At 64.3% G+C, this 24,944-nt stretch carries 16 protein-coding genes, 1 tRNA gene and 2 riboswitches; of the genes, 11 read left to right on the top strand and 6 right to left on the bottom strand.

The window, feature by feature from the left end:
- Positions 1-34: 34 nt before the first annotated feature.
- Positions 35-110, bottom strand: a tRNA-Arg gene (locus J3489_RS28470).
- 317 nt (positions 111-427) lie between these two features.
- Between J3489_RS28470 and J3489_RS28475 the strand changes: the two genes are divergently transcribed.
- The gene (locus J3489_RS28475; RefSeq protein ID WP_207003938.1) at positions 428-1,330 is read left to right on the top strand and encodes a c-type cytochrome; all 903 of its coding nucleotides are present in this window, start codon (positions 428-430) and stop codon (positions 1,328-1,330) included.
- Between the two features lie 111 nt (positions 1,331-1,441).
- Here J3489_RS28475 and J3489_RS28480 read toward each other — a convergent pair whose 3' ends face one another.
- Entirely contained in the window at positions 1,442-3,538 is a 2,097-nt protein-coding gene (locus J3489_RS28480; protein ID WP_207003984.1) for a UvrD-helicase domain-containing protein, read from the bottom strand.
- A 208-nt stretch (positions 3,539-3,746) separates the two neighbouring features.
- On the opposite strand from J3489_RS28480, the gene J3489_RS28485 reads away from it, so the two are divergent.
- From J3489_RS28485 to J3489_RS28515, 7 genes are all read left to right on the top strand, one after another.
- Positions 3,747-4,802 carry an oxidoreductase gene (locus J3489_RS28485; protein WP_207003940.1) on the top strand — a complete coding sequence of 352 codons (1,056 nt, stop codon included), beginning with the start codon at positions 3,747-3,749 and terminating at the stop codon, positions 4,800-4,802.
- Positions 4,803-4,939: 137 nt separating this feature from the next.
- On the top strand, positions 4,940-5,290 hold the full coding sequence (locus J3489_RS28490; protein ID WP_207003942.1) for a hypothetical protein: 351 nt from the start codon (positions 4,940-4,942) through the stop codon (positions 5,288-5,290).
- 282 nt (positions 5,291-5,572) lie between these two features.
- A riboswitch (glycine riboswitch) is annotated at positions 5,573-5,687 on the top strand.
- Positions 5,688-5,789: 102 nt separating this feature from the next.
- Positions 5,790-5,924, top strand: a riboswitch (glycine riboswitch).
- A gap of 91 nt (positions 5,925-6,015) precedes the next feature.
- On the top strand, positions 6,016-7,137 hold the full coding sequence (gcvT, locus tag J3489_RS28495; RefSeq protein ID WP_207003944.1) for a glycine cleavage system aminomethyltransferase GcvT: 1,122 nt from the start codon (positions 6,016-6,018) through the stop codon (positions 7,135-7,137).
- Positions 7,138-7,207: 70 nt separating this feature from the next.
- Entirely contained in the window at positions 7,208-7,588 is a 381-nt protein-coding gene (gene gcvH / locus J3489_RS28500) for a glycine cleavage system protein GcvH (protein ID WP_207003946.1), read from the top strand.
- Between the two features lie 58 nt (positions 7,589-7,646).
- Positions 7,647-10,586 (top strand): aminomethyl-transferring glycine dehydrogenase, encoded by a 2,940-nt coding sequence (gene gcvP / locus J3489_RS28505; protein ID WP_207003948.1) that lies wholly within the window; start codon positions 7,647-7,649, stop codon positions 10,584-10,586.
- 208 nt (positions 10,587-10,794) lie between these two features.
- Complete coding sequence (locus tag J3489_RS28510; RefSeq protein ID WP_374193497.1) at positions 10,795-11,931, top strand: alginate lyase family protein; 1,137 nt, start codon at positions 10,795-10,797, stop codon at positions 11,929-11,931.
- Positions 11,932-11,955: 24 nt separating this feature from the next.
- Positions 11,956-13,344 (top strand): L-serine ammonia-lyase, encoded by a 1,389-nt coding sequence (locus J3489_RS28515; RefSeq protein WP_207003952.1) that lies wholly within the window; start codon positions 11,956-11,958, stop codon positions 13,342-13,344.
- A 75-nt stretch (positions 13,345-13,419) separates the two neighbouring features.
- Here J3489_RS28515 and J3489_RS28520 read toward each other — a convergent pair whose 3' ends face one another.
- The gene (locus tag J3489_RS28520; RefSeq protein ID WP_207003954.1) at positions 13,420-14,715 is read right to left on the bottom strand and encodes an autoinducer binding domain-containing protein; all 1,296 of its coding nucleotides are present in this window, start codon (positions 14,713-14,715) and stop codon (positions 13,420-13,422) included.
- Positions 14,716-15,139: 424 nt separating this feature from the next.
- On the opposite strand from J3489_RS28520, the gene J3489_RS28525 reads away from it, so the two are divergent.
- Positions 15,140-15,433, top strand: a complete 294-nt coding sequence (locus J3489_RS28525) for a hypothetical protein (RefSeq protein WP_207003956.1) — start codon at positions 15,140-15,142, stop codon at positions 15,431-15,433.
- A gap of 27 nt (positions 15,434-15,460) precedes the next feature.
- Here the strand turns inward: J3489_RS28525 and J3489_RS38400 are convergent, their stop codons facing one another.
- Positions 15,461-15,595: a hypothetical protein gene (locus J3489_RS38400; RefSeq protein ID WP_255555292.1), complete on the bottom strand. Its 135-nt coding sequence runs from the start codon at positions 15,593-15,595 to the stop codon at positions 15,461-15,463.
- Positions 15,596-15,700: 105 nt separating this feature from the next.
- Here J3489_RS38400 and J3489_RS28530 point away from each other — a divergent pair, with 105 nt between their 5' ends.
- Positions 15,701-17,404: a thiamine pyrophosphate-binding protein gene (locus J3489_RS28530; RefSeq protein ID WP_207003959.1), complete on the top strand. Its 1,704-nt coding sequence runs from the start codon at positions 15,701-15,703 to the stop codon at positions 17,402-17,404.
- A gap of 98 nt (positions 17,405-17,502) precedes the next feature.
- Complete coding sequence (locus J3489_RS28535) at positions 17,503-19,236, top strand: AMP-binding protein (RefSeq protein ID WP_207003960.1); 1,734 nt, start codon at positions 17,503-17,505, stop codon at positions 19,234-19,236.
- A 69-nt stretch (positions 19,237-19,305) separates the two neighbouring features.
- Here J3489_RS28535 and tssM read toward each other — a convergent pair whose 3' ends face one another.
- Positions 19,306-23,328 (bottom strand): type VI secretion system membrane subunit TssM, encoded by a 4,023-nt coding sequence (gene tssM / locus J3489_RS28540; protein WP_207003971.1) that lies wholly within the window; start codon positions 23,326-23,328, stop codon positions 19,306-19,308.
- A 24-nt stretch (positions 23,329-23,352) separates the two neighbouring features.
- A complete protein-coding gene (gene icmH, locus J3489_RS28545; RefSeq protein WP_207003980.1) occupies positions 23,353-24,291 on the bottom strand; it encodes a type IVB secretion system protein IcmH/DotU in 939 nt (312 codons plus the stop codon).
- Positions 24,292-24,944: the final 653 nt, after the last annotated feature.

The raw sequence follows: 24,944 nt of genomic DNA on the forward strand, positions 1-24,944 counted from the left end.
AAACGGGTGGGTTCGCTGAAACCCTTGTCAGACTTGGCGCGCCCGGCTGGGATCGAACCAGCAACCCCTGCCTTCGGAGGGCAGTACTCTATCCATTGAGCTACGGGCGCTTTAGCGACGGCGCCACCCGTTTAAAGGGACATAAAGGGGCGACGCGCATGCGAGGAGACCGAGAGAATACCCGGTTTCGCCCAAACCGTCCACCGCGCGGCCCGTTGGACGCCTTTTGAGGGCATTTCCAGCCCCTTTCCCCTCCGTTTCACCCCCTCCCGCTGCGGGTAAACGCCTGCTGAAGAGCCCCGTGCCGCGCTCGCCCGCGCCAAAACGTTGCGTCTATAATCGTCCGTGTTTGATCAAAGACAAGCTGTTGCCGTTGCCGTCGCGCTGTAGCGCTCACCTAACAAAATCCTTGGGAGACGACACAAGCATGAGCGAAGCACCACACGGAGCACCGATCAAAACACCTGGGCAGCTCATCGCCGCGATCGTCGCGAGCTTTGCCATCCCGGTCGTCATCATCATCCTTCTCGTCAACTACGTTAACGAGTCGACCCGCACCGGCGCCGGCACGGACGGCCTTTCGGACGCCGCCGTCGCCCAGCGCATCGCGCCGATCGCGCAGCTCAATCTCCGCGACGTCAACGCCCCGCACGTCTACAAGACCGGCGAGCAGGTCTACCAAGCCGTCTGCTCTGCCTGTCACGCGACCGGCAACGCCGGCGCGCCGAAATTCGGCAACGCCGGCGATTGGGCGCCGCGCATCTCGCAAGGCTTCGATACGCTCTGGCACACCGCGCTGACCGGCAAGGGCGCGATGCCCGCGCGCGGCGGCACGAGCCCCGACGATTACAGCGACTACGAAATCGGCCGCGCGGTCGCCTATATGGCCGACCACGGCGGCGCGCAGTTCGCCGATCCACCCGCTCCGGCAGCGAGCGCGCCTGCGGCGCAAGGCGCGTCGGCGGCAGCGGAAGCGTCCGAGGCTGCGGCGACGAGCGCCGCCAGCGCGCAAGCCGCGGCCGCAATCGCCGCGCTTTCCAACGCGCCGCAAGCGAACGCCGCCGCGGGCGCCGCACCCAGCGCGGACGCGGCGCAAGCGGGCAAGGCGCTCTATCAGCAGGTCTGCCAGGCCTGTCACGCGACGGGCGTGCTGAACGCGCCGAAGTTCGGCGACAAGGACGCCTGGGCCCCGCGCCTGAAAGACCCGATGGACGTGATCTACAACTACGCGCTGCACGGCAAGGGCAACATGCCGCCGAAGGGCGGATCGACCGCGTCGGATGCGGACGTGAAGGCCGCCGTCGACTACATGGTCAGCGCGGCGAAGTAACGAACGGCGAATCGGCGTCCAGCGACGCCGATTTTCATCCCTGCGAGCGCCTCGCGCCGCAGGTTTTTTACGTCCGCCGCTGTCGATAAGAAGAGACTCGACACCCCTCGATCAAGGCTTCTGCAACAACGCCTTCAGGCTCGCGAGCCGGTCCTTCGGCGTCATCGGCGCTTCCTCCGGCGCCGGCGGCGGCGCGTCGTCGAGTCCCATTTCGGGGATGAAGCGCGACGGCTCGCACACCACCGTCTCTCTCGCTCGCTTGCGCTTCTTGCACCAGTTCAGATGCAGGCTGCGCTGCGCGCGCGTGATCGCCACGTACATGAGGCGCCGCTCTTCTTCGATGCGCGCGTCGTCGATCGGCTCGTCGTCGGCGCCGCCGCGGTGCGGCATGATGCCTTCCTCGACGCCCACCAGAAACACGTGCGGATACTCGAGTCCCTTCGACGCGTGCACGGTCGACAGGCGGACCGCATCCGGATCCTCTTCCTTGCCTTCGAGCATCGACATCAGCGCGACCGTCTGGATCAAGCCGAGCAGGTTCTTGCCTGTGTCGGCGAGGCCGTCGGCGTTGTCGTAGCCGGTCGCTTCGCTTTCGCCGTCGTCCGAGATTTCGCGCTCGGGCTTCGTCCCCTTGCGCTTGAGCCATTCGAGAAACTCGAGCACGTTCTGCCACTTCGACTGCGCCTGGCGTTCGTCGAACGCGTCATACAGGTACGCCTCGTAATGGATCGCTTCCATCAGGCCGTCGAGCAGCGTCGTGGCCGGATCTTTGTCGGCGCGCTCGGTGATGCGCTGCATGAAATCGCAGAACGCGCGCAACGGCTCGATCTGCCGCGGCGACAAGCGCGCTTCGATCCCGCCCATATACACCGCCTCGAACAGCGACACCTTCGCCTGCCCCGCAAACGCGCCCAGCGCTTCGAGCGTCGTATTGCCGACGCCGCGCCGCGGCGTGGTGATCGCGCGGATGAATGCGGGATCGTCGTCGGCGTTCGCGACGAGGCGCAGGTACGCGCAGATGTCCTTGATCTCGGCCTTGTCGAAGAACGACTGGCCGCCCGACAGCACATACGGAATCCGCTCGCGGCGCAGCACCTGCTCGAAGATGCGCGCCTGGAAGTTGCCGCGATAGAGGATCGCGTAGTCGCGAAACTGCGCGCGCCGCTCGAACTTGTGCGCCGACAGCCGGAACACGACCGATTCGGCCTCATGCTCCTCGTCGTTGCACGGCGTGACGGTGATCGTGTCGCCCATCCCGTGCTCGGACCACAGTTTCTTCTCGAAGAGCTTCGGATTATTCGCGATCACGTTGTTCGCGGCGGTGAGAATGCGCACCGTCGAGCGATAGTTCTGCTCGAGCTTGATCAGGTGGAGCTTCGGAAAATCCTTGCCGAGTTGCGCGAGGTTTTCGAGGGTGGCGCCGCGCCAGCCGTAGATCGCCTGATCGTCGTCGCCGACCGCCGTGAACGCCGCGCGCGGCCCCGCGAGCCGCTTCACGAGCTCGTACTGGCACGCGTTGGTGTCCTGGTATTCGTCGATCAGCAGGTAACGCAGCTTGTTCTGCCAGCGGTCGCGCACCGGCTCGTTCTTCTTGAACAGCTCGGCGGGCAAGCGGATCAGGTCGTCGAAATCCACCGCCTGGTACGCGTGCAGCGTCGCCACGTAGTTTCGATAGACGATCGCGGCCTGATGCTCGTCTTCGTTCGACGCGATCGCCATCGCTTCGTCCGGCATGATGAGGCCGTTCTTCCAGAGCGAGATGATCGTCTGGATCTTGCGGATGAAGCCCTTGTCCGTCGTGCCGACCTGCTCCTGGATCATCGCGAAGCAGTCGTCCGAATCCATGATCGAGAACTGCGGCTTCAAGCCGACGTGCTCCGCCTCCTGCCGCAGGATCTGCACGCCGAGCGAGTGGAACGTGCAGACGGTGAGCTGATTGACCGGCACCTTGCGTCCTTCCTTGCCGGGCGCGGAAAGCGTCTTGCCTTCGAGCAGCTTGCCGACGCGCTCGCGCATTTCCGCGGCGGCCTTGTTCGTGAACGTGACGGCCGCGATGTGACGCGGCTCGAAGCCTTTGTTTTCGATCAGGTGCGCGATTTTCTGCGTGATGACGCGCGTCTTGCCGCTGCCCGCACCGGCGAGCACGAGACACGGACCGTCGAGATAGCGCACCGCTTCGCTTTGGGCGGGATTCAGGCCTGCGGACATCGTCTGTGGAGGGGTCAAGGTTGGCGGCTCGCGGGCCGGGAACGTTTCCGGTGCGCTGCCAATGAAGTTGCTACGGGGAAGTGCGCGATGCTAACACGGATGGGTTTCGCCGGACGGCCGCCGCCCCGGACACACCGAATCCGCCATGCCAAAATAGCCGCTGTTACGCGCGGCACCTCGCCGCGCGCGCCATTCGATGGAAGCTCTCATGACATCACCCTTGAAAATCGGTTTGATGGGCTACGGCTACGCCGGCAAGACCTTCCACGCGCCGGTCATCGCGCATTGCGGCCACGCCGAGGTGGCGGCGATCGCGACGAGCCAGCCGGATCAGGCACGCGCCGACTACCCGGCGGCTCAAGTCGTCGCGGATCTGGACGCGCTCGTCGCGCTCGACGCCGTCGAATGCATCGTCATCGCGACGCCGAACGACACGCACTTCGAACTCGCGGCGCGCGTGCTCGAAGCAGGCAAGCACGTCGTCGTCGACAAGCCGGTCACGCTGACCGCCGAGGACGCCCGCACGCTCGCGCTGCTCGCCAAGAAGCACGGCGTGCTGTTCGCGCCGTTCCACAATCGCCGCTGGGACGGCGATTTCATGACGGTGCGCGCGCTGATCGAAAGCGGCCAACTCGGGCGCATCACGCACTTCGAATCGCACTTCGACCGCTTCCGCCCGCTCGTGCGGCCGCGCTGGCGCGAGGAGGCGTCGCGCGGCGGCGGCCTGTTGTTCGACCTCGGGCCGCATCTGATCGACCAGGCGCTCGCGCTGTTCGGCGCGCCCGACACCGTCAGCGCGACCGTGAAAATCCATCGCGACGAGGGCACGGCGCCCGATTACGTCCATCTCCAGCTCGGCTACGCGGACAAGGAAGTGGTGCTGCACGCCACGGCGCTCGCCGCGCTCGAGCCGCCGCGCTTCGCGATCCACGGCACGCTCGGCAGCTACGTGAAGCGCGGGCTCGACACGCAGGAAGATCAACTGAAGGCAGGCCTGCGTCCGGGCGACGTCGATTTCGGTGCGGGCAATCTGCCGGCCCTGGTGCGCCTGCTGCAAGGCGAGCAAGAAGTGGAACACTCGCAGCCGACGCAAGACGGCAACTACGCCGGCTTTTACGGATCGCTTGCGGCATCGATCCGCGACGGCGTGCCGTTCCCCGTCGCGCCGCAAGACGCGATCGACGTCATGACCATCGTCGAGCTCGCCAACCAAAGCGCAGAAGAAGGGCGTCGCCTGCCGTTCGCGCGCGTCGGCTTCGAATAAGAAGGCGGCACGCGAATCTGACATTCCGAAAGGAACAAACCGTTACAAAATATTCGGCTCGCGGGGTCGTCGCTTTGCCTCCGCGAGCCGTTTTTGTCGCGACGGTCATCCCGTCCCAAGATGACAAGGAGAATGGAATGCAACGCTTGATTCGCGCGGTCGCTGGCTGCGCACTGGTGGCGTCGCTGGCGGCGTGCGTCGTGCAGCAGCCGCAGGTGGCCGCGCCGCCGCCGAACCCGCATGAAGTGGCGATGCGGCGCCTCGGGGAAGTGAACACGCGCATCGACAATCTGAGCCGTCTCATCGACGCTCGCGTCAACCAGGGCTACTACCCGCCGCCGCAAGGTGGCGCGCTGCATCACCGCCTCGACGTGATCCGCCAGGAAGCGCACGATATGTCGGCCTCGCGCGGCGGCGGCTTGTCCGGCGACGAGCAGCACGTGCTGAACCAGGAGCTCGACGGCGCGGCACGCGCAATCGGCCAGTAGGACGGAGGTTCGAGTCCAGGCAGCGTTGCATGGGACCCGAGTCACCGCCGAAGCGCTAACTCGGGTCGACCGCTGTGCATGGGACCCAAGTAAGCGCTGAAGCGCTAACTCGGGTCGACCGCTGTGCATGGGACCCAAGTAAGCGCTGAAGCGCTAACTCGGGTCGACATGCGAGAAAGGCGGCGGACGCGATGTCCGCCGCCTTTTTTATCGGCCCGCCACGCGGCGCTCGATCCGCCCGCAAGCCTCATTTGACAAGCCTTTTGCGCTCGCGTACATTCGCCGCACGCGTCGGGAGAGCGCGCAGGCCACGGGTGTCCATTGCGGATTCCGATCAGGCCGCGCCGCCGAAGGGGCACACCCGCAAACTCTCAGGCAAAAGGACCGACAGCGTCGAAAAACCCGCTTGAAAACGTCACGATCCGTGAAATTGGCGCCAGCTTTGGGAGGCCTTCTCGCGGTTCCGCAACCGATTGACTGCGGCACGTAAAGCACCGGTTTTTCGCACTCTGGAGAGCGGCAGCGGCATAGGCTGATTGAAAGCCAAGCAGGCTGCCCACCGAAGGGGCGCGCGTTCGAAGGGGCTTATCCCGGGCAACGCAATCTCTCAGGTACCGAGGACAGAGGGGTCATGCAGGGCCACATCGCTTGCCGCCGGAAGGCCGCAAGGGTGAGCCCACATGCATGGCCTTTTTTGTTTTCGCGAAACACCTGACGAGGCCCCGATGACCGAACTGAAACACACCCCGCTCCACGCCACCCACTGCGCGCTCAAGGCGCGGATGGTCGACTTCGGCGGCTGGGACATGCCCGTCAACTACGGCTCGCAGATCGACGAGCACCACGCCGTGCGCAAGGACGCGGGCATGTTCGACGTGTCGCATATGTGCGTCGTCGATTTCCGCGGCGTCCGCGTGCGCGCGTTCTTCGAGCACGCGATCGCGAACAACGTCGGCAAATTGCAGACACCGGGCCGCGCGCTCTATTCGTGCCTGCTGAACAGCAAGGGCGGCGTGATCGACGATCTGATCGTCTACTACTTCGCCGAAGACTTCTTCCGTCTCGTCGTCAACGCGGGCACCGCCGAGAAAGACATCGCCTGGTTCAGCCAGCTCAACGCCGAAGGCGGCTACGGCCTGACGATCGCGCCGCGACGCGATCTCGCGATCGTCGCCGTGCAGGGCCCGAACGCGCGCCACAAAGTGTGGGCAGTCGCGCCCTCGACGCGCACCGCCACCGAACTCTTGAAGCCGTTCAACGCGGCGCTCGTCGAAGGCACGCCGTTCGGCGAATTGATGATCGCGCGCACCGGCTATACCGGTGAAGACGGTTTCGAAATCGTGCTCCCCGCCACCGACGTCTGCGAATTCTGGGACTCGCTGCAGCGCCAGGGCGTGCGCCCGTGCGGCCTCGGCGCGCGCGACACGCTGCGCCTCGAAGCCGGCATGAACCTGTACGGCCAGGACATGGACGACAACGTCTCCCCGCTCGACGCGGGCCTCGCCTGGACGGTCGATCTCACGGCGCCGCGCGACTTCGTGGGCCGCACGCCGCTCGAAGCCGCGGGCTCGAAAGCGTCGTTCGTCGGCCTGATCCTGCAAAAGGAAAACGGCAAGGCAGGGGGCGTGCTGCGCGCACACCAGAAGGTCGTCACCCCGCAGGGCGAGGGCGAAATCACGAGCGGCACGTTCTCGCCGACGATGCAGGAATCGATCGCCTTCGCGCGCGTGCCGAAGGGCGTGCAGCCGGGCGACATCGTCCACGTGCAGATCCGCGACAAAGCACTTCCCGCAAGCGTGGTAAAACTGCCATTCGTGCGCAACGGCAAGGTGCTCGCCGGCCAGTAATCGTCTGCGTAAGCCGCGCTCGCGGCGCACGTCCCCCTTTTTAGCCATTGATGAATAACAGGAGCAACCGATGAGCATCCCGGCCGATCTGAAATACACCGAATCGCACGAATGGGTTCGCACCGAAGCCGACGGCACGCTGACGATCGGCATCACCGATCACGCGCAGGAAGCGCTCGGCGACATCGTCTTCTTCGAAGTCCAGCAACTGGGCAAGACCGTCTCGGCCGGCGACACCGTCGCCGTCATCGAATCGGTGAAGGCCGCCTCCGATATCTACGCGCCGGTCGCGGGCGAAATCATCGAAGCGAACTCGGCCGTCACGGACGCGCCGGACTCGGTCAACAGCGCCCCCTACGACAACTGGCTCTTCAAGATCAAGCCGGCCGCGGGCGCCTCGACCGACAAGCTGCTCGACGCCGACGCCTACACGAAGTCCATCGGCGCGTAACTTTTTTTGACCCGAACCGCGCGGCGCGCTCGTTGCGCCGCGCCTGCCAAGCCTAAACATGAAGCTCGAACACCCGGATCGTCTGATGAACCGCACCCCTCTCTCGCTTGCCGCGCTCGAAGTGCATGATGCCTTCGCCGAGCGGCACGTCGGCCCGGACGCCGCCGATCAGCAAAAGATGCTCGAAGCGCTCGGCTTCGCATCGCGCGCCGCGCTGATCGACGCCGTGATTCCGCAGACGATACGCCGCACCGAGCCGCTGCCGCTCGGCGCGTTCTCGCAGCCGAAGAGCGAGGCGGAAGCGCTTGCTGTTCTGCGCGAGCTCGCGGACCAGAACCAGGTGTTCCGCTCCTACATCGGCCAGGGCTACTACAACGCGCATACGCCGGCGGTGATCCTGCGCAACGTGCTCGAGAACCCCGCCTGGTACACGGCGTACACGCCGTATCAGCCGGAAATCTCGCAAGGGCGTCTCGAAGCGCTCTTGAACTTCCAGCAGATGGTGATCGACCTGACGGGCCTTGCGATCGCGAACGCGTCGCTGCTCGACGAGGCGACCGCCGCGGCCGAGGCGATGACGCTCCTGCAGCGCGTCGGCAAGCCCAAGTCGAACGTGTTCTACGTGGCAGACGACGTGCTGCCGCAAACGATCGAAGTCATTCAAACGCGCGCGAAGCCGGTCGGCATCGAAGTGAAGGTCGGCCCTGCCGCGCAAGCCGCGGCGTCGAATGCGTTCGGCGTGCTGCTGCAATACCCGGGCGTGAACGGCGACGTGCGCGACTACCGCGAACTCGCCGGCGCGATCCACGCTGCGGGCGGCCATGTGGTGGCCGCCGCCGATCTGCTTGCGTTGACGCTCCTCACGCCTCCGGGCGAATGGGGCGCGGACGTTGCCGTCGGCAACTCGCAGCGCTTCGGCGTGCCGGTCGGCTTCGGCGGCCCGCATGCGGCGTACCTCGCCGTGCGCGACGAATTCAAGCGCCAGATGCCGGGGCGCCTCGTCGGCGTGACGGTCGACGCGCAAGGCAACCCCGCGCTGCGTCTCGCGCTGCAAACGCGCGAACAGCACATCCGCCGCGAGAAGGCGACGTCGAACGTCTGCACGGCGCAGGCCCTGCTCGCGATCATGGCGAGCATGTACGCGGTCTATCACGGCCCGCATGGACTGAAAACGATTGCACTGCGCGTGAACCGCATCGCCGAGCTGCTCGCAGCCGGCGTCGAGCAGCTCGGCTACACGCTCGCCAACGACACCTTCTTCGACACGCTCACGATCGAAACCGGCGCGCGCACCGCTGCCGTGCACGAAGCGGCGAAGGCGAAGCGCATCAACCTGCGCCGCGTGAGCGCGACGCGCGTCGGCGTGTCGGTCGACGAAACGACGAAGCGCTCGGACCTTGCCGACCTGCTCGCGCTGTTCGCGCAAGCGGCCGGCGCGATCGACGTGCCGCACGTCGATGCGCTCGACAGCGCCCTGACCCGCGCAGGCGCCAGGGCCTCCGTGCCCGCCTCGCTGGTCCGCACGAGCGCATACCTCACGCACCACGTCTTCAACCGCCACCACTCCGAGACGGAGCTGCTGCGCTACCTGCGCGGCCTCGCCGACAAGGACCTCGCGCTCGACCGCTCGATGATCCCGCTCGGCTCTTGCACGATGAAGCTCAATGCAACATCGGAGATGCTGCCGGTGACGTGGCCCGAATTCGGCCGGATCCACCCGTTCGCGCCCGCCGAGCAGACCGTCGGCTACCGCGAGATGATCGACCAGCTCGAGCAGATGCTCGTCGCCGCGACCGGCTATGCGGCAGTGTCGCTGCAGCCGAACGCCGGCTCGCAGGGCGAATACGCCGGTCTCTTGATCATCCACGCATACCACGCGTCGCGCGGCGAAGGCCATCGCGACGTCTGCCTGATCCCGGCGTCCGCGCACGGCACGAACCCGGCGTCGGCGCATATGGCGGGGATGAAGGTCGTCGTCGTGGCGTGCGATGCGCAGGGCAACGTCGATATCGAAGACCTGAAGGCAAAGGCCGAGCAGCACTCGAAGCAGCTCGCCGCGATCATGATCACCTACCCGTCGACGCACGGCGTGTTCGAGCAGAACGTCCGCGAGATCTGCGAGATCGTGCACGCGCACGGCGGCCAGGTCTATGTGGACGGCGCGAACATGAACGCGATGGTCGGCCTGACCGCGCCGGGCCAGTTCGGCGGCGACGTCTCGCACCTGAACCTGCACAAGACGTTCTGCATTCCGCACGGCGGCGGCGGACCGGGTGTCGGCCCGGTCGCGGTCGGCGCGCATCTCGCGCAGTTCCTGCCGAACCAGGTGTCGACCGGCTACAAGCGCGAGGCGAACGGCATCGGCGCGGTGTCGGCGACGCCGTACGGCTCGGCGTCGATCCTGCCGATCTCGTGGATGTACATCGCGATGATGGGCGCAAGGAACCTCACCGCCGCGACCGAAACCGCGATCCTCAACGCGAACTACGTCGCGAAGAAGCTCGCGCCGCACTACCCGGTGCTGTACGCGGGCCCGGGCGGGCTGGTTGCGCACGAATGCATTCTCGACCTGCGTCCGATCAAGGACTCGAGCGGCATCCAGGTCGACGACGTCGCCAAGCGCCTAGCCGACTACGGCTTCCATGCCCCGACGATGAGCTTCCCGGTGCCGGGCACGCTGATGGTCGAGCCGACCGAATCGGAATCGAAGGAAGAGCTCGACCGCTTCATCGAAGCGATGATCGCGATCCGCGAGGAAATCCGCGCGGTCGAGGAAGGCCGCGCCGACCGCGAGGACAATCCGCTCAAGCACGCGCCGCACACGGCGGCGGTGGTCGTCGCGAACGAATGGGCGCACGCGTATTCGCGCGAAACGGCGGCGTACCCGCTGCCCTCGCTCGTCGCCCGCAAGTACTGGCCGCCGGTTGGCCGCGCGGACAACGCGTATGGCGACCGCAACCTGTTCTGCTCCTGCGTTCCGATCGCCGACTACGAATAACCGGCGCCCGTTCGACATCGTGACCGAGAGACGCAAGCCGCTTCCCGCGGCTTGCGTCTTTGCCGTGCGCGCTCAAGAAAACGCCGGGCCGCCCCAAGTTTCGCCCCGAAGGAAGTCCCCTTGGGGGTCTGATGCGCAGCGACAGGTTTGGGGCGCTCAAAAGCGGCTAACATCTGACACCGAAATCGAACCAACGAAGGAGTTCCGCATGGGGCGAAAGGTGCGAACGATGACAAGGCACGGAACGCTAACGCTGTTGAACCAACGAACCGGTGCGCCGCTCGCGCCGTTGCTGCTCGCCTGCGCGGCAATCGCGGCGCCGCTGCAAGCCGCCCACGCCGCGATGAATTTTTGTGCGGCGCCCGCGCTGCAAAGCAGCGAGCGCACGAACGCCGACCCGGGCGTGCAGGCCCTCGTGAAAAACGTGCAGGCGCGCCTGAACGACCAGCCGAAGCCGCTCGAGCGGCTGCACACCGAGGGCACGCTGCCGCACGAAGGCATCTACGATCAAAGCGTCGAAGCGGAAAAGGATCTGGACCTGATGCGCAACGCGGCGCTCGCGTGGCGCGCGACGAGCGACGACCGCTATCTGAAGCTGGTCGACCGTTTCCTGTACGCCTGGGCGACCACCTACCGCCCGAGCTTCAACCCGATCGACGAAACGGATTTCGAAGGGATGATCCTCGCGTACGACCTGACCGCGAGCGCGCTGCCCGTGAAGACGCGCAACGCGACCGCAGCTTTCATCGCGAAGCTCGCGAACGGCTATGTTGCGCAAATTGACGCACAACCGCGTCCGCTTACTGGAACTTTTCGCAACAATTGGCAGAGCCACCGGGTCAAACTGGTGGCGATGAGCGCGTTTACGCTCGACGACCGCAAGCTGATCAACGCCGCGCAACGTCTCTTCATCGAGCACATCGGCGACAACATCGCGCCGGACGGCTCGACCGTCGATTTCGCCGAACGCGACGCGCTGCACTACGTGACCTACGACTTGCAGCCGCTCGTGACCGCCGCGCTCGCCGCGCGCCGCCACAACCGCAACTGGCTGCCGGAGCGCGCGGCCAACGGCGCCACGCTTGCCGCTGCGCTCAACTGGCTCACGCCCTATGCGCTCGGCACGAAAACGCACGACGAATTCGTGCATTCGAGCGTCGCATTTGACGCCAAGCGCCGCGAGGCGGGCTTGCCCGGCTATTCGGGCGAATGGGACCCGAAGAACGCAACCGAACTCTTTTATCTCGCAGCGCGGCTGAACGGCCGCTACGCGCCGGTCGCGCTGCAGTTGTCGCCCACGCCGCCGGCATGGCTCGCAGTCTGCCTGCCGCTGCCGGCGCGCTGAGCATTTCACACATCAGGAGCAGCAATGGCAGTCAGCGTTTTCGATCTCTTCAAAATTGGGATAGGGCCGTCGAGCTCGCATACGGTCGGACCGATGCGCGCGGCGCTGATGTTCGTCCAAGGACTTGAGCGAGACGGGCTGCTGGCGGCCACGGCGTCGGTCAAGGTCGACTTGTACGGATCGCTCGGCGCGACCGGCAAGGGCCACGGCACCGACCGCGGCGTCATGCTCGGCCTGATGGGCGATGCGCCCGACACCGTCGAGCCCGAGACGATCGCCGCGCGCCTCGAGGCCGTGCGGACCTCGCGCACGCTCGCGCTGCTCGGCACGCACAGCGTCCCGTTCGTGCCGAAGGAGCACATTTCGTTCTATCGGCAGGCGCTGCCGGAACATCCGAACGGCCTGAAGCTGCGCGCGTTCGATGAGGCAGGCGAGACGCTGCGCGAGGCGACGTATCTGTCGGTGGGCGGCGGTTTCGTCGTGACGGCGGGCGCGCCGAATACGAAGGTGCTGCAGGCCGCCGACCAGCGGCCGCATCCGTTCCGCACCGGCAACGAGCTGCTGGCGCTGTGCGAATCGACCGGCAAAACGATCGCGCAATTGATGTGGGAAAACGAGCGCGTCTGGCACCCCGAGGAAGAGACGCGCACCGGGCTCCTGAAGATCTGGGACGTGATGCAGTCGTGCGTCGCGCGCGGCTGCGGCATCGGCAACCCGGACGCCGACGGCACGCTGCCCGGCCCGTTCCAGGTCAAGCGCCGCGCGCCGCAGCTTTATCGGACGCTGTCGGGCAATCCCGAGCAGGCGCTGCGCGATCCGCTGTCGATGGTCGACTGGATCAACCTCTATGCGATCGCCGTCAACGAAGAGAACGCCGCGGGCGCGCGCGTCGTCACCGCGCCGACCAACGGCGCCGCGGGGATCATTCCCGCCGTGCTGCATTACTACACGCGCTTCATGCCGGGGGCGAACCAGCAGGGCGTGATCGACTTCCTGCTGACGGCGGCCGCGATCGGCATTCTGTACAAGCTGAACGCGTCGATCTCGGGCGCGGAGGTGGGGTGTCAGGGCGAGGTGGGCGTCGCGTGCTCGATGGCGGCGGGCGCGCTCGCGGCCGTGATGGGCGGCACGCCGAAGCAGGTCGAGAACGCGGCCGAAATCGGCATGGAGCATAACCTCGGCCTCACCTGCGACCCGGTCGGCGGGATGGTGCAGATTCCGTGCATCGAGCGCAACGCGATGGCGTCGGTGAAGGCGGTCAACGCGGCGCGCATGGCGCTGCGCGGCGACGGCAGTCACTATGTGTCGCTCGATTCCGTCATCAAGACGATGCGCGAGACCGGGGCGGATATGAAGACGAAGTACAAGGAGACGTCGCGCGGCGGGCTGGCGGTGAATATCGTCGAGTGTTGAGGCGCGGTCATTGATTGAAGGGCGGCCTACGCGGCCGCCCGATTTCCCCCCGCCCGGAATCCCATTCCCCTAAGCTTAATGATAGGTAGCAGGGGGAGCACCCAATACGCCGACGGTACCTGAGTCGTCTGCAGGTGCTCCGCTGTTCGTGCAGCCTGGGGCCCATCCGGGCAATCCGGCTGCCACGCAGTCGTCGATCGAGGCGGTTTGCGCCGCGTGATGGACGTCAACCCGGTGTAGCACGCAGTCGTGCCCAGGAAGCTGGGAATCCAGAACCTCGCGTGCCGTCAGCACGTCGGCGAATATCGCAGCTCTTTCCAAGCCTTCGGGATTCACGTTGGACCAGAATGGCACGCCAAGTATTTCACCCAGGAATGTTCCCCACCTCGGGCTATGAACGACATAGGCAACCTTGCGTTCGGAGCCAGCTGCGAGAAGCCCCATTTCGTCGGCCAGGCGAGCCGCCTCGATAATATTTTTTGCCGCCAGTTTCGAACGAATGGAAGCGGAAATGCGCTCGCGTAGCGCGGTCTCGGATAGGTCCAGCGACAACGCAATCTGATCGAGTGTTTGCCCGCGGGCTGTTGCATCCAGAATTTGAATCTCTAGGGTGGACAGCGCCGACCTTTTGAGCGCAAGCGCCTTGTCCCGGCTGATATACCAATCAAGAAGCTCGGCGGAAAGTGCACCGAAGAAGACGCGATTTTCCCGCAACGGCTCTTCGCCGTGATCCGCCGGAAGCGTCGAGTTCGATGCGTATAGAACGCCAAATTTCGATGCTCGCGGCAGGTGTGCCGGAGCGACAATCCAACTGCGCATCCCGACCGCGCGGGCGAACTCGCCCATGTCGCGCCAACTGCCGGTCAGGTTTTCGAGGAAACCTACGTCCGACGAAAAATAGGGGCGCTGGGATTTGCCGGCGTGCATCAAGAAAGGATCCGTCGCATACCAGCGCTTCGCAACATAAGTCTGTGCCGCCGCAGTATCGTCGGGCGAGGCGATCAAAATCCGATACGCCGCTATTTCCCCTTCTGCGGATCGCTCACACAGAAAAAAGAAAGCCGTGCTCGCCCCCATAGCACGCGTTATCGCGCGAACATTCGCGATCAGTTCACTCTCGTCCGGGACACGAGAAATCTCCCTGATTGCGGAATGAATCGCATCGCGGCCATGCAGCTCTCGGCTAGATATCTGTTGCGGCATCCGGTTCGTCGCACTCTCGATCATTTTATGCACAGCGGGTTCGATGACTCTGCTATAGGGTTCAGCTCGGAGGAAGCCTTGCAGGCTTCTCTTGCACGCCAGAACAACCTGAGTTACCCGGACGTCTCCGAGCCGATTGCCCAAAGAGCGCAGGTCGCGCTCAAGCAAGATACCGGCTTTTCCCTCTCTAACACGCAATTGAATCGACTCAGCACCTACGCAAATAGTCTGAACCTTCGGCTCGCACGAAAACATGTCAGCTAGACCCGTAAATATGCTTAATGATTAATATAACTAATCAAAACCCAGTGACCTCCATGAAGGAATTGCCACAAGTCCACGCCGATAGTCAAGCAAATGACAATAAGGTTTCCTTCTCAATAAGATAGAGGCAATGCGGTACGTTTTATCGACAAACGTACAACGGACGTTTGCATCCATTCACGGGGGTTCGCCAATGACGATAGCCGATCGCCTTTTACCGCCGCTCGACGCATGGGGTTTCGTGAAAGCTGTTGCGCATACGTGTCGGATGAGGCTGCGACCGTTGCCACCTTGGTGCGAACCAGCGCTTACGTGCTACGAGGCTCAATTGCGCGAAACGCTGGCAGCCGATGATGTGACTCGCAGTCTGCGGTTCGCGGAAGACGTATGCGTCGACTTCGCACGGAAAATTTTGCCGGCGCACGTGCAAGGTGGATTTAACGGTCGCAAGGGCCGCTATGCGCTCACGCTCATAGCGTGCGGCAGTTCGCTGGCCGCCCACCCCGATTTGCAACGGTCGGTCGGCGTCAATGAATGGCGAGCAATGAAATGGCTGGCGGTTCAGCCCGCGTTTTGGCCATTGGTCGAACTATATCAGTCGCCCGAGCCGCGCCATTTTTGATTGCAGTATCAACGACAGCGCTGAAATCTACCCGATCTGGCGAAAAGCCCATTTCCCCAGAAAGAAGACCACCGCCAGGATCACGGCATCCATCATCATTAATATGGGAATTGGATTTTCCCACTTATCCATATTGGTAGTGCGCCTGGGGGCAATTTGCATATCTCCTCACCGCAGGCGGCACATCGCCGCCACTCGGCGTAAGCTGTCAATGCTTTCCCCCCACATCCGCCCCACCGTCCCCAACCGCCAGGAGGACCTCACGCAATGCCGAATGTCGCCGATTCCGCCACCGTGACGGGTGCGCGCCTCATAGTCGATGCGTTGCTCACGCACGGCGTCGACCGAGTGTTCTGCGTGCCGGGCGAGAGCTTTCTCGCCGTGCTCGATTCGCTTCACGACGAAACCGAACGCATCCAGACGATCGTCTGCCGCCACGAGGCCGCCGCGGCCAACATGGCCGAGGCGACGGGCAAGCTGACGGGCCGGCCCGGCGTCGCGCTCGTCACGCGCGGGCCCGGCGCGACGCACGCGTCGATCGGCGTGCACACCGCGTTTCAGGATTCGACACCGATGGTCCTCCTCATCGGCCAATGCGCGCGCGAACACCTGGACCGCGAGGCGTTCCAGGAGATCGACTACCGCCGCATGTTCGGCCAGATGGCGAAATGGGTCGCGCAGATCGACGACGCGCGCCGCATCCCCGAATACCTGAGTCACGCGTTTCATACGGCGTGCGCCGGACGGCCGGGGCCGGTCGTGCTGGCCCTGCCCGAGGACGTGCTGTCCGATCCGTGCCCAGCGATGCCTGCCGCGCCGGCGTTCCAGCGGGTCGCCGCCTCTCCCGCTCCTGCGCAGATCCGCCAGCTGCGCGACCTGCTCGAACGCGCCGCCCGGCCGATGGTGATCGCCGGCGGCAGCGGCTGGACACCCGCAGCCTGCGCCGACTTGCGCCGCTTCGTCGAAGCGTGGCAGTTGCCGATCGGCTGCGCGTTCCGCTATCAGGACACGATCGACAACGAGCATCCGAACTACGCGGGCGACGTCGGCCTCGGCATCAATCCGGCGCTCGCCGCACGCATCCGCGATGCCGACCTTTTGCTCGTGATCGGCCCGCGCCTCGGCGAAGCGACGACCGGCGGCTACACGCTGCTCGATATCCCGAAGACGAAGCAAACGCTCGTCCACGTCCATCAAGGCGCGGAAGAACTGGGCCGCGTCTATGCGGCCGATCTGCCGATCGTCTCCGGCATGCCCGAGTTCGCCGCCGCACTCGCGGTGCTCGAACCGGGCGCCGCGCCCGCGTGGACCGGCAGCGCGCAAGACGCCCACGACGCGTATCTGGAATGGCGCAAACCGCGCCCGATGCTCGGCGAAGTCCAACTCGGCGACATCATGGCGCAACTGCGCGCGCGGCTGCCGCACGACGCCATCGTCACCAACGGCGCCGGCAACTACGCGATCTGGCTCCACCGTCATTTTTCCTATCGGCACTACCGCTCGCAGCTCGCGCCGACGAGCGGCGCGATGGGCTACGGCGTGCCCGCGGCGATCGCGGCGAAGGCGCTATACCCTGAGCGCACGGTGGTCGCCCTCGCCGGCGACGGCTGTTTCATGATGGCCGGCCAGGAACTCGCCACCGCGATGCAGTACGGGCTGAACGTGATTTTCATCGTGGTCAACAACGGGCACTATGGAACGATCCGCATGCATCAGGAGCGGCACTACCCTGAGCGCACGCATGGCACCGGCCTCACGAACCCCGATTTCGCCGCGTTTGCGCGCTCGTTCGGCGCGCATGGGGAAACGGTCGAGCGCACCGCGGATTTCCTGCCGGCGTTCGAGCGCGCGACGGCGAGCGGCCTGCCCGCGTTGATCGAGCTGCGCGTGCCGAAGGAAGTGAGCACGCCGAACGCGACGCTCGAACAGATCCGCGAGCAGGGCCGCAAGGCCCGCGCCCGGCCACAGTAGGCAGTAGCAAGCAAAGCTTGCCGCCGCGGCACGCAAGACCGATTCGTGCTGCGACGGCCAGTTAAGCAGGTCCACATCGACGACGAAAGAGGGGACCCATGGCTGACTCGCAATCCTTCCTGCAGGCGCGCGAATTCCTGCTGCGCCATCGCGAGGACTACGACATCGCGTATCGCGACTTCAAATGGCCCGCACTGATCGAGTTCAACTGGGCGCTCGACTGGTTCGACCTCTACGCGCACAACAATCACGAAGCGGCGCTGTGGGTCGTCGACGAAGACGGCAACGAGCAGAAGCTCACGTTCGCCGAGTTGTCCGCGCGCTCGAACCAGGTCGCCAACTACTTGCGCAGCGTGGGCGTTGCGCGCGGCGACCGCGTGCTCCTGATACTGCCGAACGAGCCGGCGCTGTGGGAAGTGATGCTGGCAGCCATCAAGCTCGGCGCCGTGACGATTCCCGCCACGCTCTTGCTCACGCCCGCCGATATCGCCGACCGCATGACGCGCGGCGAGGTCAAGCACGTGATCGCGTCGGCCGCCGCGGCGGAAAAATTTGCAGACGTCGACGCGTCGGTCACACGCATCGCCGTCACGCATGGGAACGGCGCGGCGCACGACCCGGCCCCCGCCGGCTGGCGCCGCTACGCGGACGCCTACGATCTGAGCCCGTGCCACACGCCCGAGGAGCGCACGCTCGCGACCGATCCGATGCTGCTCTATTTCACATCGGGCACGACGAGCCGTCCCAAGCTCGTGCTGCATAGCCACCAGAGCTACCCCGTGGGCCATTTGTCGACGATGTACTGGATCGGACTGAAGCCCGGCGACGTCCACTGGAACATCAGCTCGCCGGGCTGGGCGAAGCATGCTTGGAGCAGCGTGTTCGCGCCATGGAATGCGGGCGCGACCGTGTTCGTCAGCAACGCCGCGCGCTTCAACGCGAAGGCGGCGCTCGAAACGCTCGTCACGCACGGCATCACGACGCTGTGCGCGCCGCCGACGGTCTGGCGCATGCTGATCCAGGAAGACCTCGCGTCGTATCACGTGAAGCTGCGCGAAGCGGTCGGCGCAGGTGAGCCGCTGAACCCCGAGATCATCGAGCGCGTGAAGAAAGCGTGGAAGATCACGCTGCGCGACGGCTTCGGGCAGACCGAGACCACCGCGCAAGTCGGCAACTCGCCGGGCCAGCCGCTCAAGGCAGGCTCGATGGGGCGGCCGCTGCCCGGCTACCGGATCGCGCTGCTCGATCACGACGACCGGCCCGCCGACGAAGGCGAGCTGTCGCTCGTGCTCGATCCGCGGCCGCTCGGCCTGATGGACGGCTACGTCGACGATCCCGCGAAGACCGGCCACGTCATGCACGGCGGCTTCTATCGCACCGGCGACATCGCGCAGCGCGACGCCGACGGCTACTACACCTACGTAGGGCGCGCCGACGACGTGTTCAAAGCCTCCGACTACCGCATCAGCCCGTTCGAGCTGGAGAGCGTGCTGATCGAGCATCCGGCGATCGCCGAAGCGGCGGTGGTGCCGAGTCCGGACCCGGTGCGGCTCGCGACGCCCAAAGCGTTCGTCGCCTTGCGCGCGGGCTTTACGCCGACGCCCGAAGTGGCCGGCGATATCCTGCGCTTCGCGGCGCAAAAGCTTGCAGCGTACAAGCGGATCCGGCGCATCGAGTTTTACGAGCTGCCGAAGACGATCTCGGGGAAGATCCGGCGCGTGGAGTTGCGCAAGCTCGAAGCGGCGCGCATCGGCGACGCGCGGCGCGACAACGAATACTGGGAAGACGATTTCGACAACGCGACGGCGAGGGATGCGCGAACACCGAAATGAGGGGCTGTAAGGGCGGACCATGGAAGCCGGCAAGCAAACAGGTTGCAAGAACGGCTTCCACAGACTGCATCACCGAGCAACGCCCGCGGGCGGAAGCCCCGGTGGCAATCCCGGCGGCGGGCCCGTGTCCGCAAGGCCGAACGTCGGCATCGAACTCGGACACTTGAAGGTCTTCAGCACATCGCTCGTCAACGGATTGGCGACGCTGCCCGTATTCAAGATATCGAGCACAGCCTTGCGACCATCGAAGTCGAACGCAACGCGCGCACGCCCCGGCGTCGCGGACTCGGCCATCTGCCCCTTCTGCAGCATCCGCATCAGTGCCCAGGGGCCGTCCGTCGCAAGTGTCGAGGTGTCCGGCCGGATGCGCGGATTCGCCGTAATCTCCGCATGGACTCCGCCGCGCGGCCCCGGCCAATTCACCACCCAAGGCACAACCGGCCCGTGTTGATAGACCGTGGTTTGCCCGTCGATGTCGAGCGTCAGGCTCAACACGTTCGGATCGAGTTCCGGGATGCGGATATCGACCTTCCATGCGAGTTGCTTCTGGCCGGCATCGCTAAAAAATACATCGCGAATCGCCTTGGCGTGCTGGAAGGGCTCGAGATCCGGTCCCTGAACGGGTTCGGTCGCACCGGGCAGCGTCTTGTAGCGCCAAGGTCTTGCCGACGTATCGACGAATGGCGCGAGGGTCTTCGTGAAGAAGTCGTCGATGACGCCGCCCTGGGCGAACATCCGCGTGAAGTCGTCGATGCCGATCTCGCGCTTGCCGTCCGGGGCAAACGGGTAGTTGCCTTCGACCATCAAGCGGCAGGTATCGCCGACGACCGCCTCCATCTGTCGCGACAGCAGTTGGCCGATGCGCCGGTTGACCTCGCGCGAGCCCTGCGCGGCCATGTCCAGCAGCACCGCGCGCAACGGCGGGGGCATCGTATTGGCAGTGATCTTCAGCTTCGCTGCCGTGTCGCCGGCCGGCGGCATGCTGTTGTTGACGAGCGCGTTTTCCGCAACCGTCAGCGCCGTGTAGTAATCGGTCAGCAGATTCGTGACGCCATCGACGCCGGTCTTGTTGGCCGGTGCGGTGCTCGCTTGATCCGCACTCCGAGCGTCGGCGCTGCCGGTGACCAGCTCTCGCAGTGCCGCGAAACGGTTGTCGACCAGTTCCCGTTCGACTCCTTCCTCCGCGCGGATGCCGAGCGTGCCGGACAGCTGATCCGCGCTTTGGCCATGATCCGTGGCCCGGCCCGCCTTGACGCCGTCCGCCGTGGCACCGTCCGGCAGTGCGACCGGTTGGGCAAGCGTCGTTTCGCGCACCGCCGCGCGCGCGAGGCGGGCCAGCGGCGAGTCCGGCGCCGCGAAACGGCGCAGCACTTGCAGGCTGAATCCCAGACTCGTCCCCGTCACGGCGCGAATGTCGCCAAGAAACGCATCCCACTGCTGCGCGTACTCGTTCAGATATTGCCGGCGAATGGCATCGGTCAGCGGGTCGTCTGCGCTTGTGGAGGTGCTTGCCGTAGCGGCTGTTTGCGTCGGCGCGGACACACCGCCCAGGTACGAGCGGCCCATCACCCAAGCGTCGTCGTCGTGCGCGGCCTGCACGAATTCGGGCAGGCGCTTGGCGAACAGGGTGCGGTAGCCGTCGAACGTGAAGAGGCCCGGCACACCGCGCGAAAGCGGCGCGCCGCTTGCGCGCGTGAAGACGGTGCCCGCCTGCGGGCCGACCGCACGGATCAGCGTGAATTCAACGGGTGCTTCCTTTTGCATCGCGGCTTTCGCACGCTCGTACAAGCGCTGCGTGACGTTGCTGCCGTCGAGCAAGGCGCGCGCCTGCTGGATCAGCGCGTCGTTGCGCAGCAACGGCGACTGCACCACGCGCGCGCCGGAAAAGAGCTGCTGAACGTGGTCGATCATCGACACCCGGCCGCCGAACACCGCGGCGCTGTCTGTCGTTGCCCAGTCGTCCAGCAGCCATGCCTTCACATCGGCGGCGTTGAATTTCGGCTTGTCGTAGAGCATCAGGTAGACGCGCAAGGTATCGTAGGCCGCTTTCGAATCTTGCTTGGCGATGGCCCGCGAGATCACGTCCTCCATTCGGCGGACGATTTGCGGCAGCAGAAGGTTGTCTTCGAGTGCGTTGTAGGTGTGGTGGCTTGCGGTGACGAGGTCCGCTGCCGCGTATAGGCCGTAGCCGTAGGAGGCGGGCGGGTTGGCTAGGTCGAGGCCTGGATACGTGGGCAGGGCGCGCGCGTCGGTTAGTGTGTCGGGGATGGCTTCCGGCTTCGGGTCTTCGTATAGCTGTGAGACTCGCGCAGCGAGCGCTTGCGCCTTGTGCCCGATAGCGTCGAGATAGCCGTGGTTGTTGTCGAAGCTCACCCATAAGCCGATCGCCAGCCATGTGAAGAAGAGGCAGGCGAATGCGTGGCCGCAAAAGCGGACGACGCGCAGGCGCGTTTCCCAGCGCAGGTTCGGGCGGACCAGGTGGGATTCGGGGATGATGATCTTCGAGATCAGGTCGTGCAGGAAGTAGCTTTTGCGGGCGGCACACTGCGGCGTGAGTGCAGGCGGTTCCCGTCCGAGTTGCGCCGCATGGAATCTAGCGATCGTATTCGGCTGTGCCGCGATCTCCCTGCCGCTCTGCGCTGCACTGGTAAAAAACACGCCCCGCAGCGTCGTGTGGAGTTGCGTGCAGTCATAACGCGAATCGACGAACACGCGCTCGATCAATTCCTCGACCCCGCTAACCAGCGCTGAAAACTCCTCGGATAGAACGGCCACCTTGCGACGTTTAAACACGTCGTATTCGTCTAACAGGCGGTTGTTGACTCCGTCGGTCAGGCGTGAGGCAAGCAAGCCAAGTTCCTTGCGGCAAAGAGTGCTAATGCCTTCGTTCGCGATGGTCTCTTTGCCGTATGGCAGCGCGAAGCCCCATGTCTGCGTGCGGCTCTCTGAAGTGAGCGAGCCAAAGTATTCGGTAAAGCCGGACAACTGATCCATCTTCGTGATCAGCAGGTACACCGGAAAGCGAATGCCCAAATTCGTGCGAAGTTCGCTAAGCCGCCCGCGAAGCGCCGCCGCCTCAGCAATCCGCGCGCTTTCGTCCTCGCTGACGAGTTCGGCCGCATCGACGGTCAAAATCGCACCATTGATCGGCGCGCGCGGACGGTACTTGCGCAGTACGCTTAGAAAGCCGAACCATTCTGCTGCGTCGGCACCGTGGCTCGAATTACCGAATTCGCGCCGAACATCGGTGGCGGCAGACGACGCGGCGTCTTCGGCTTCGATACTCGTAGCGCCCTTGTCGCTTGCGGCGGCTCGCAGCGGCACCTCGCGTTCTATCGCCCCGCGGCACGCGTAAAAGCCGGGCGTGTCGATCAGTACCGCATCATTGGTAAGCCACCATTGAACTACGTCGGTGCTCCTTGCGAGCGCATCTGGAACCCTCTGCAACTGATCGGCAAGCGGAAACGAGAGACCGGCATTCAGCAAGGCATTCGTTTTTCCCGACGCCTTCGAACCCAGCGCTATGTACCACGGCAGTTCATACAGATAGCGCCTGCGCTGAAACAGCCGTCGCAGCCCGCGGGCTCCCGTTCGCATCGTTTTTAACTCGGCAAGCGCCCCAGCAATGATGCCATCGACTTGCCCGAGTCGAGCCGAAGCGGCCGATGGTTTCGCCTTGTCGCCGAATTCGAGAAGGCTTTTGACGAAGCGCTCGTTAGTGCGTAATTTTTCCCAAAGCCGCATCGCCCAATAAGCGGCGAACAGCGCCAACACGATCGCGACGCCAACTAAGCGTGCCGATGTTGATGCGAACGGTTCCGTGTGCCGGAAGCTAAAAAGCGGCGATGCATACCAGATAAGCAGACAAACGAGCCCGACGAACACCACGCTGGTGGACCAGCCGGCGAGCCAGAGCAGCACGCCGCCAGATAACAGTGCGATTGCCAGGACACGCATATCGGCGCGCGCAAACGGCTCCATCCCCCCAAACGCGATAACGGGTCCGATAAACCAGATCAGCAGCGCGATCGCCACCAGCGCGAGAACGGTGAGGAACTGGCGTGTCGCCAGTAACGATAAGAACTTCTTCATGCTCGAATCCTGAATGGCCTTTTTTTAGCTGCTCGATGACGGCGCAACCGTGACTTCGACTCGGCGATTCTTCGCGCGGCCTGGCGAGCTGTGGTTGTCGCTGATCGGGTCGGCGTCGCCTTTGCCGATGACCTCCAGGCGGCGTGCGGGGAGACTTGCCGGCGCAGGAGGGGGCGGTGTCATGTCCGCGATGGCGCCGATTTGCTCATGGACACGATCGCATTGTTTCAGCAGTTGGTATTTGTAGTAGCCGAACATGCCGAGCAGGATCAGCAACAGCACCACCGCCGAAATCCAGGCCGGAAACTCGTAATACGACATGCGCTTACCGGCCACAATAGCCTGCACGCCCGGAGGGAGGGCGTCTGGCATGGGGCCGCGCTGTGCGACGATTTCGTCGTGAATCCGCTTACGCACAGTGTGATGTTTTCTGCGACCGTCTGGGTCGAGCCGGTACTGGCCTTCGAAGCCATAGCTGAGTATTCGGTAGATCACTTCGAGAAGGTCGAGATGATCGTGCGAATCGAACATCAAGCGGCCGATCAGCAGATAGATTTTTTGACCGCCGTCGCGGTCTTCGTGGAAGGCGGTTGCGAGGTCGTTGCTGCTCCATACCGCACCGCTTTCGCTATTCATGCCCCAGGCGGTTTGCATAGCTGCCTCATCCAGCGCGGTACACAAACAATAGCGCGCACCGAGCATGTGGTCGCGCCGGACGTGGGCTTTTTCGCAGAGGGTTTGGAAGGTATGAAGCTCTTCTTCTAGTAGCGATCGAAATACGATAACGGCGTCGGATTCCAGGAATTCTGGCATATCGGCCAACGCCCGCAAAAGGGGGCGAGCGGCTTCGAGCAATGGATTTTTGGCATGCTTGATGGTTGGCAGGCGAGCGCTGGAAATTGTGGACCAGGAGTCGAGGTAAGGGTGCCGTTTTGGGGATAGGTGCGCGTTGATACTGGTCATCGGTTACGCTCTTCGTCTGTCACTGTTTGCTCATTGAATTGAGAATCCCGCGTGCACGCTTAACCTCTTCAGAGCGGTTCCTTTGCGCTTGACCAATAGGTCCCAGCCAATACGTCAGCGAGAATGTTTGCCTTCCGTTAGTTCTCACTCCGAGATAACACTCGCCGCCATACGCGGCAAACCGACCATCCTTTCCCGTTGCAGGACACAATGGGTAAGCCTCGTAAAGTTCTCCGTCACGGTCTGATCGATGGGCCACCGGTGTCGTCACGTCGTACAAAGCCAAATCTCCTGTGTCTGAATCGATCCAATACGGTCTCGTTTGGCTGTAGACCCCAGCACACATCATGAGCGGGGCATCACAGAACGTGACTGTGTCTGACAGGTCGTCCGTACGTCGCGCAAGAGAATAAAATTTGACATTGCCATCCAGTCCAGATGCTTTAACCGCGTGGTACATACCCATCGGGCACCCCGCGCAGTTGAACACAAATATCTCATCAGTTAACCTGACTGAAAAAGTCTCATCGTGCGCATACGTTGCCACTGGGATCAGTGCAGCTAGCAACGCGATTCGGAGTTGTGTGCGTCAAGTTGTGCAAAAACGGCTGACCATAGTTTCAGTTGATTCTTTTGCGCGGGGCTCGGCGCGA

The sequence above is a fragment of the Trinickia mobilis genome (assembly GCF_017315705.1).
Lineage (GTDB): Bacteria > Pseudomonadota > Gammaproteobacteria > Burkholderiales > Burkholderiaceae > Trinickia_A > Trinickia_A mobilis.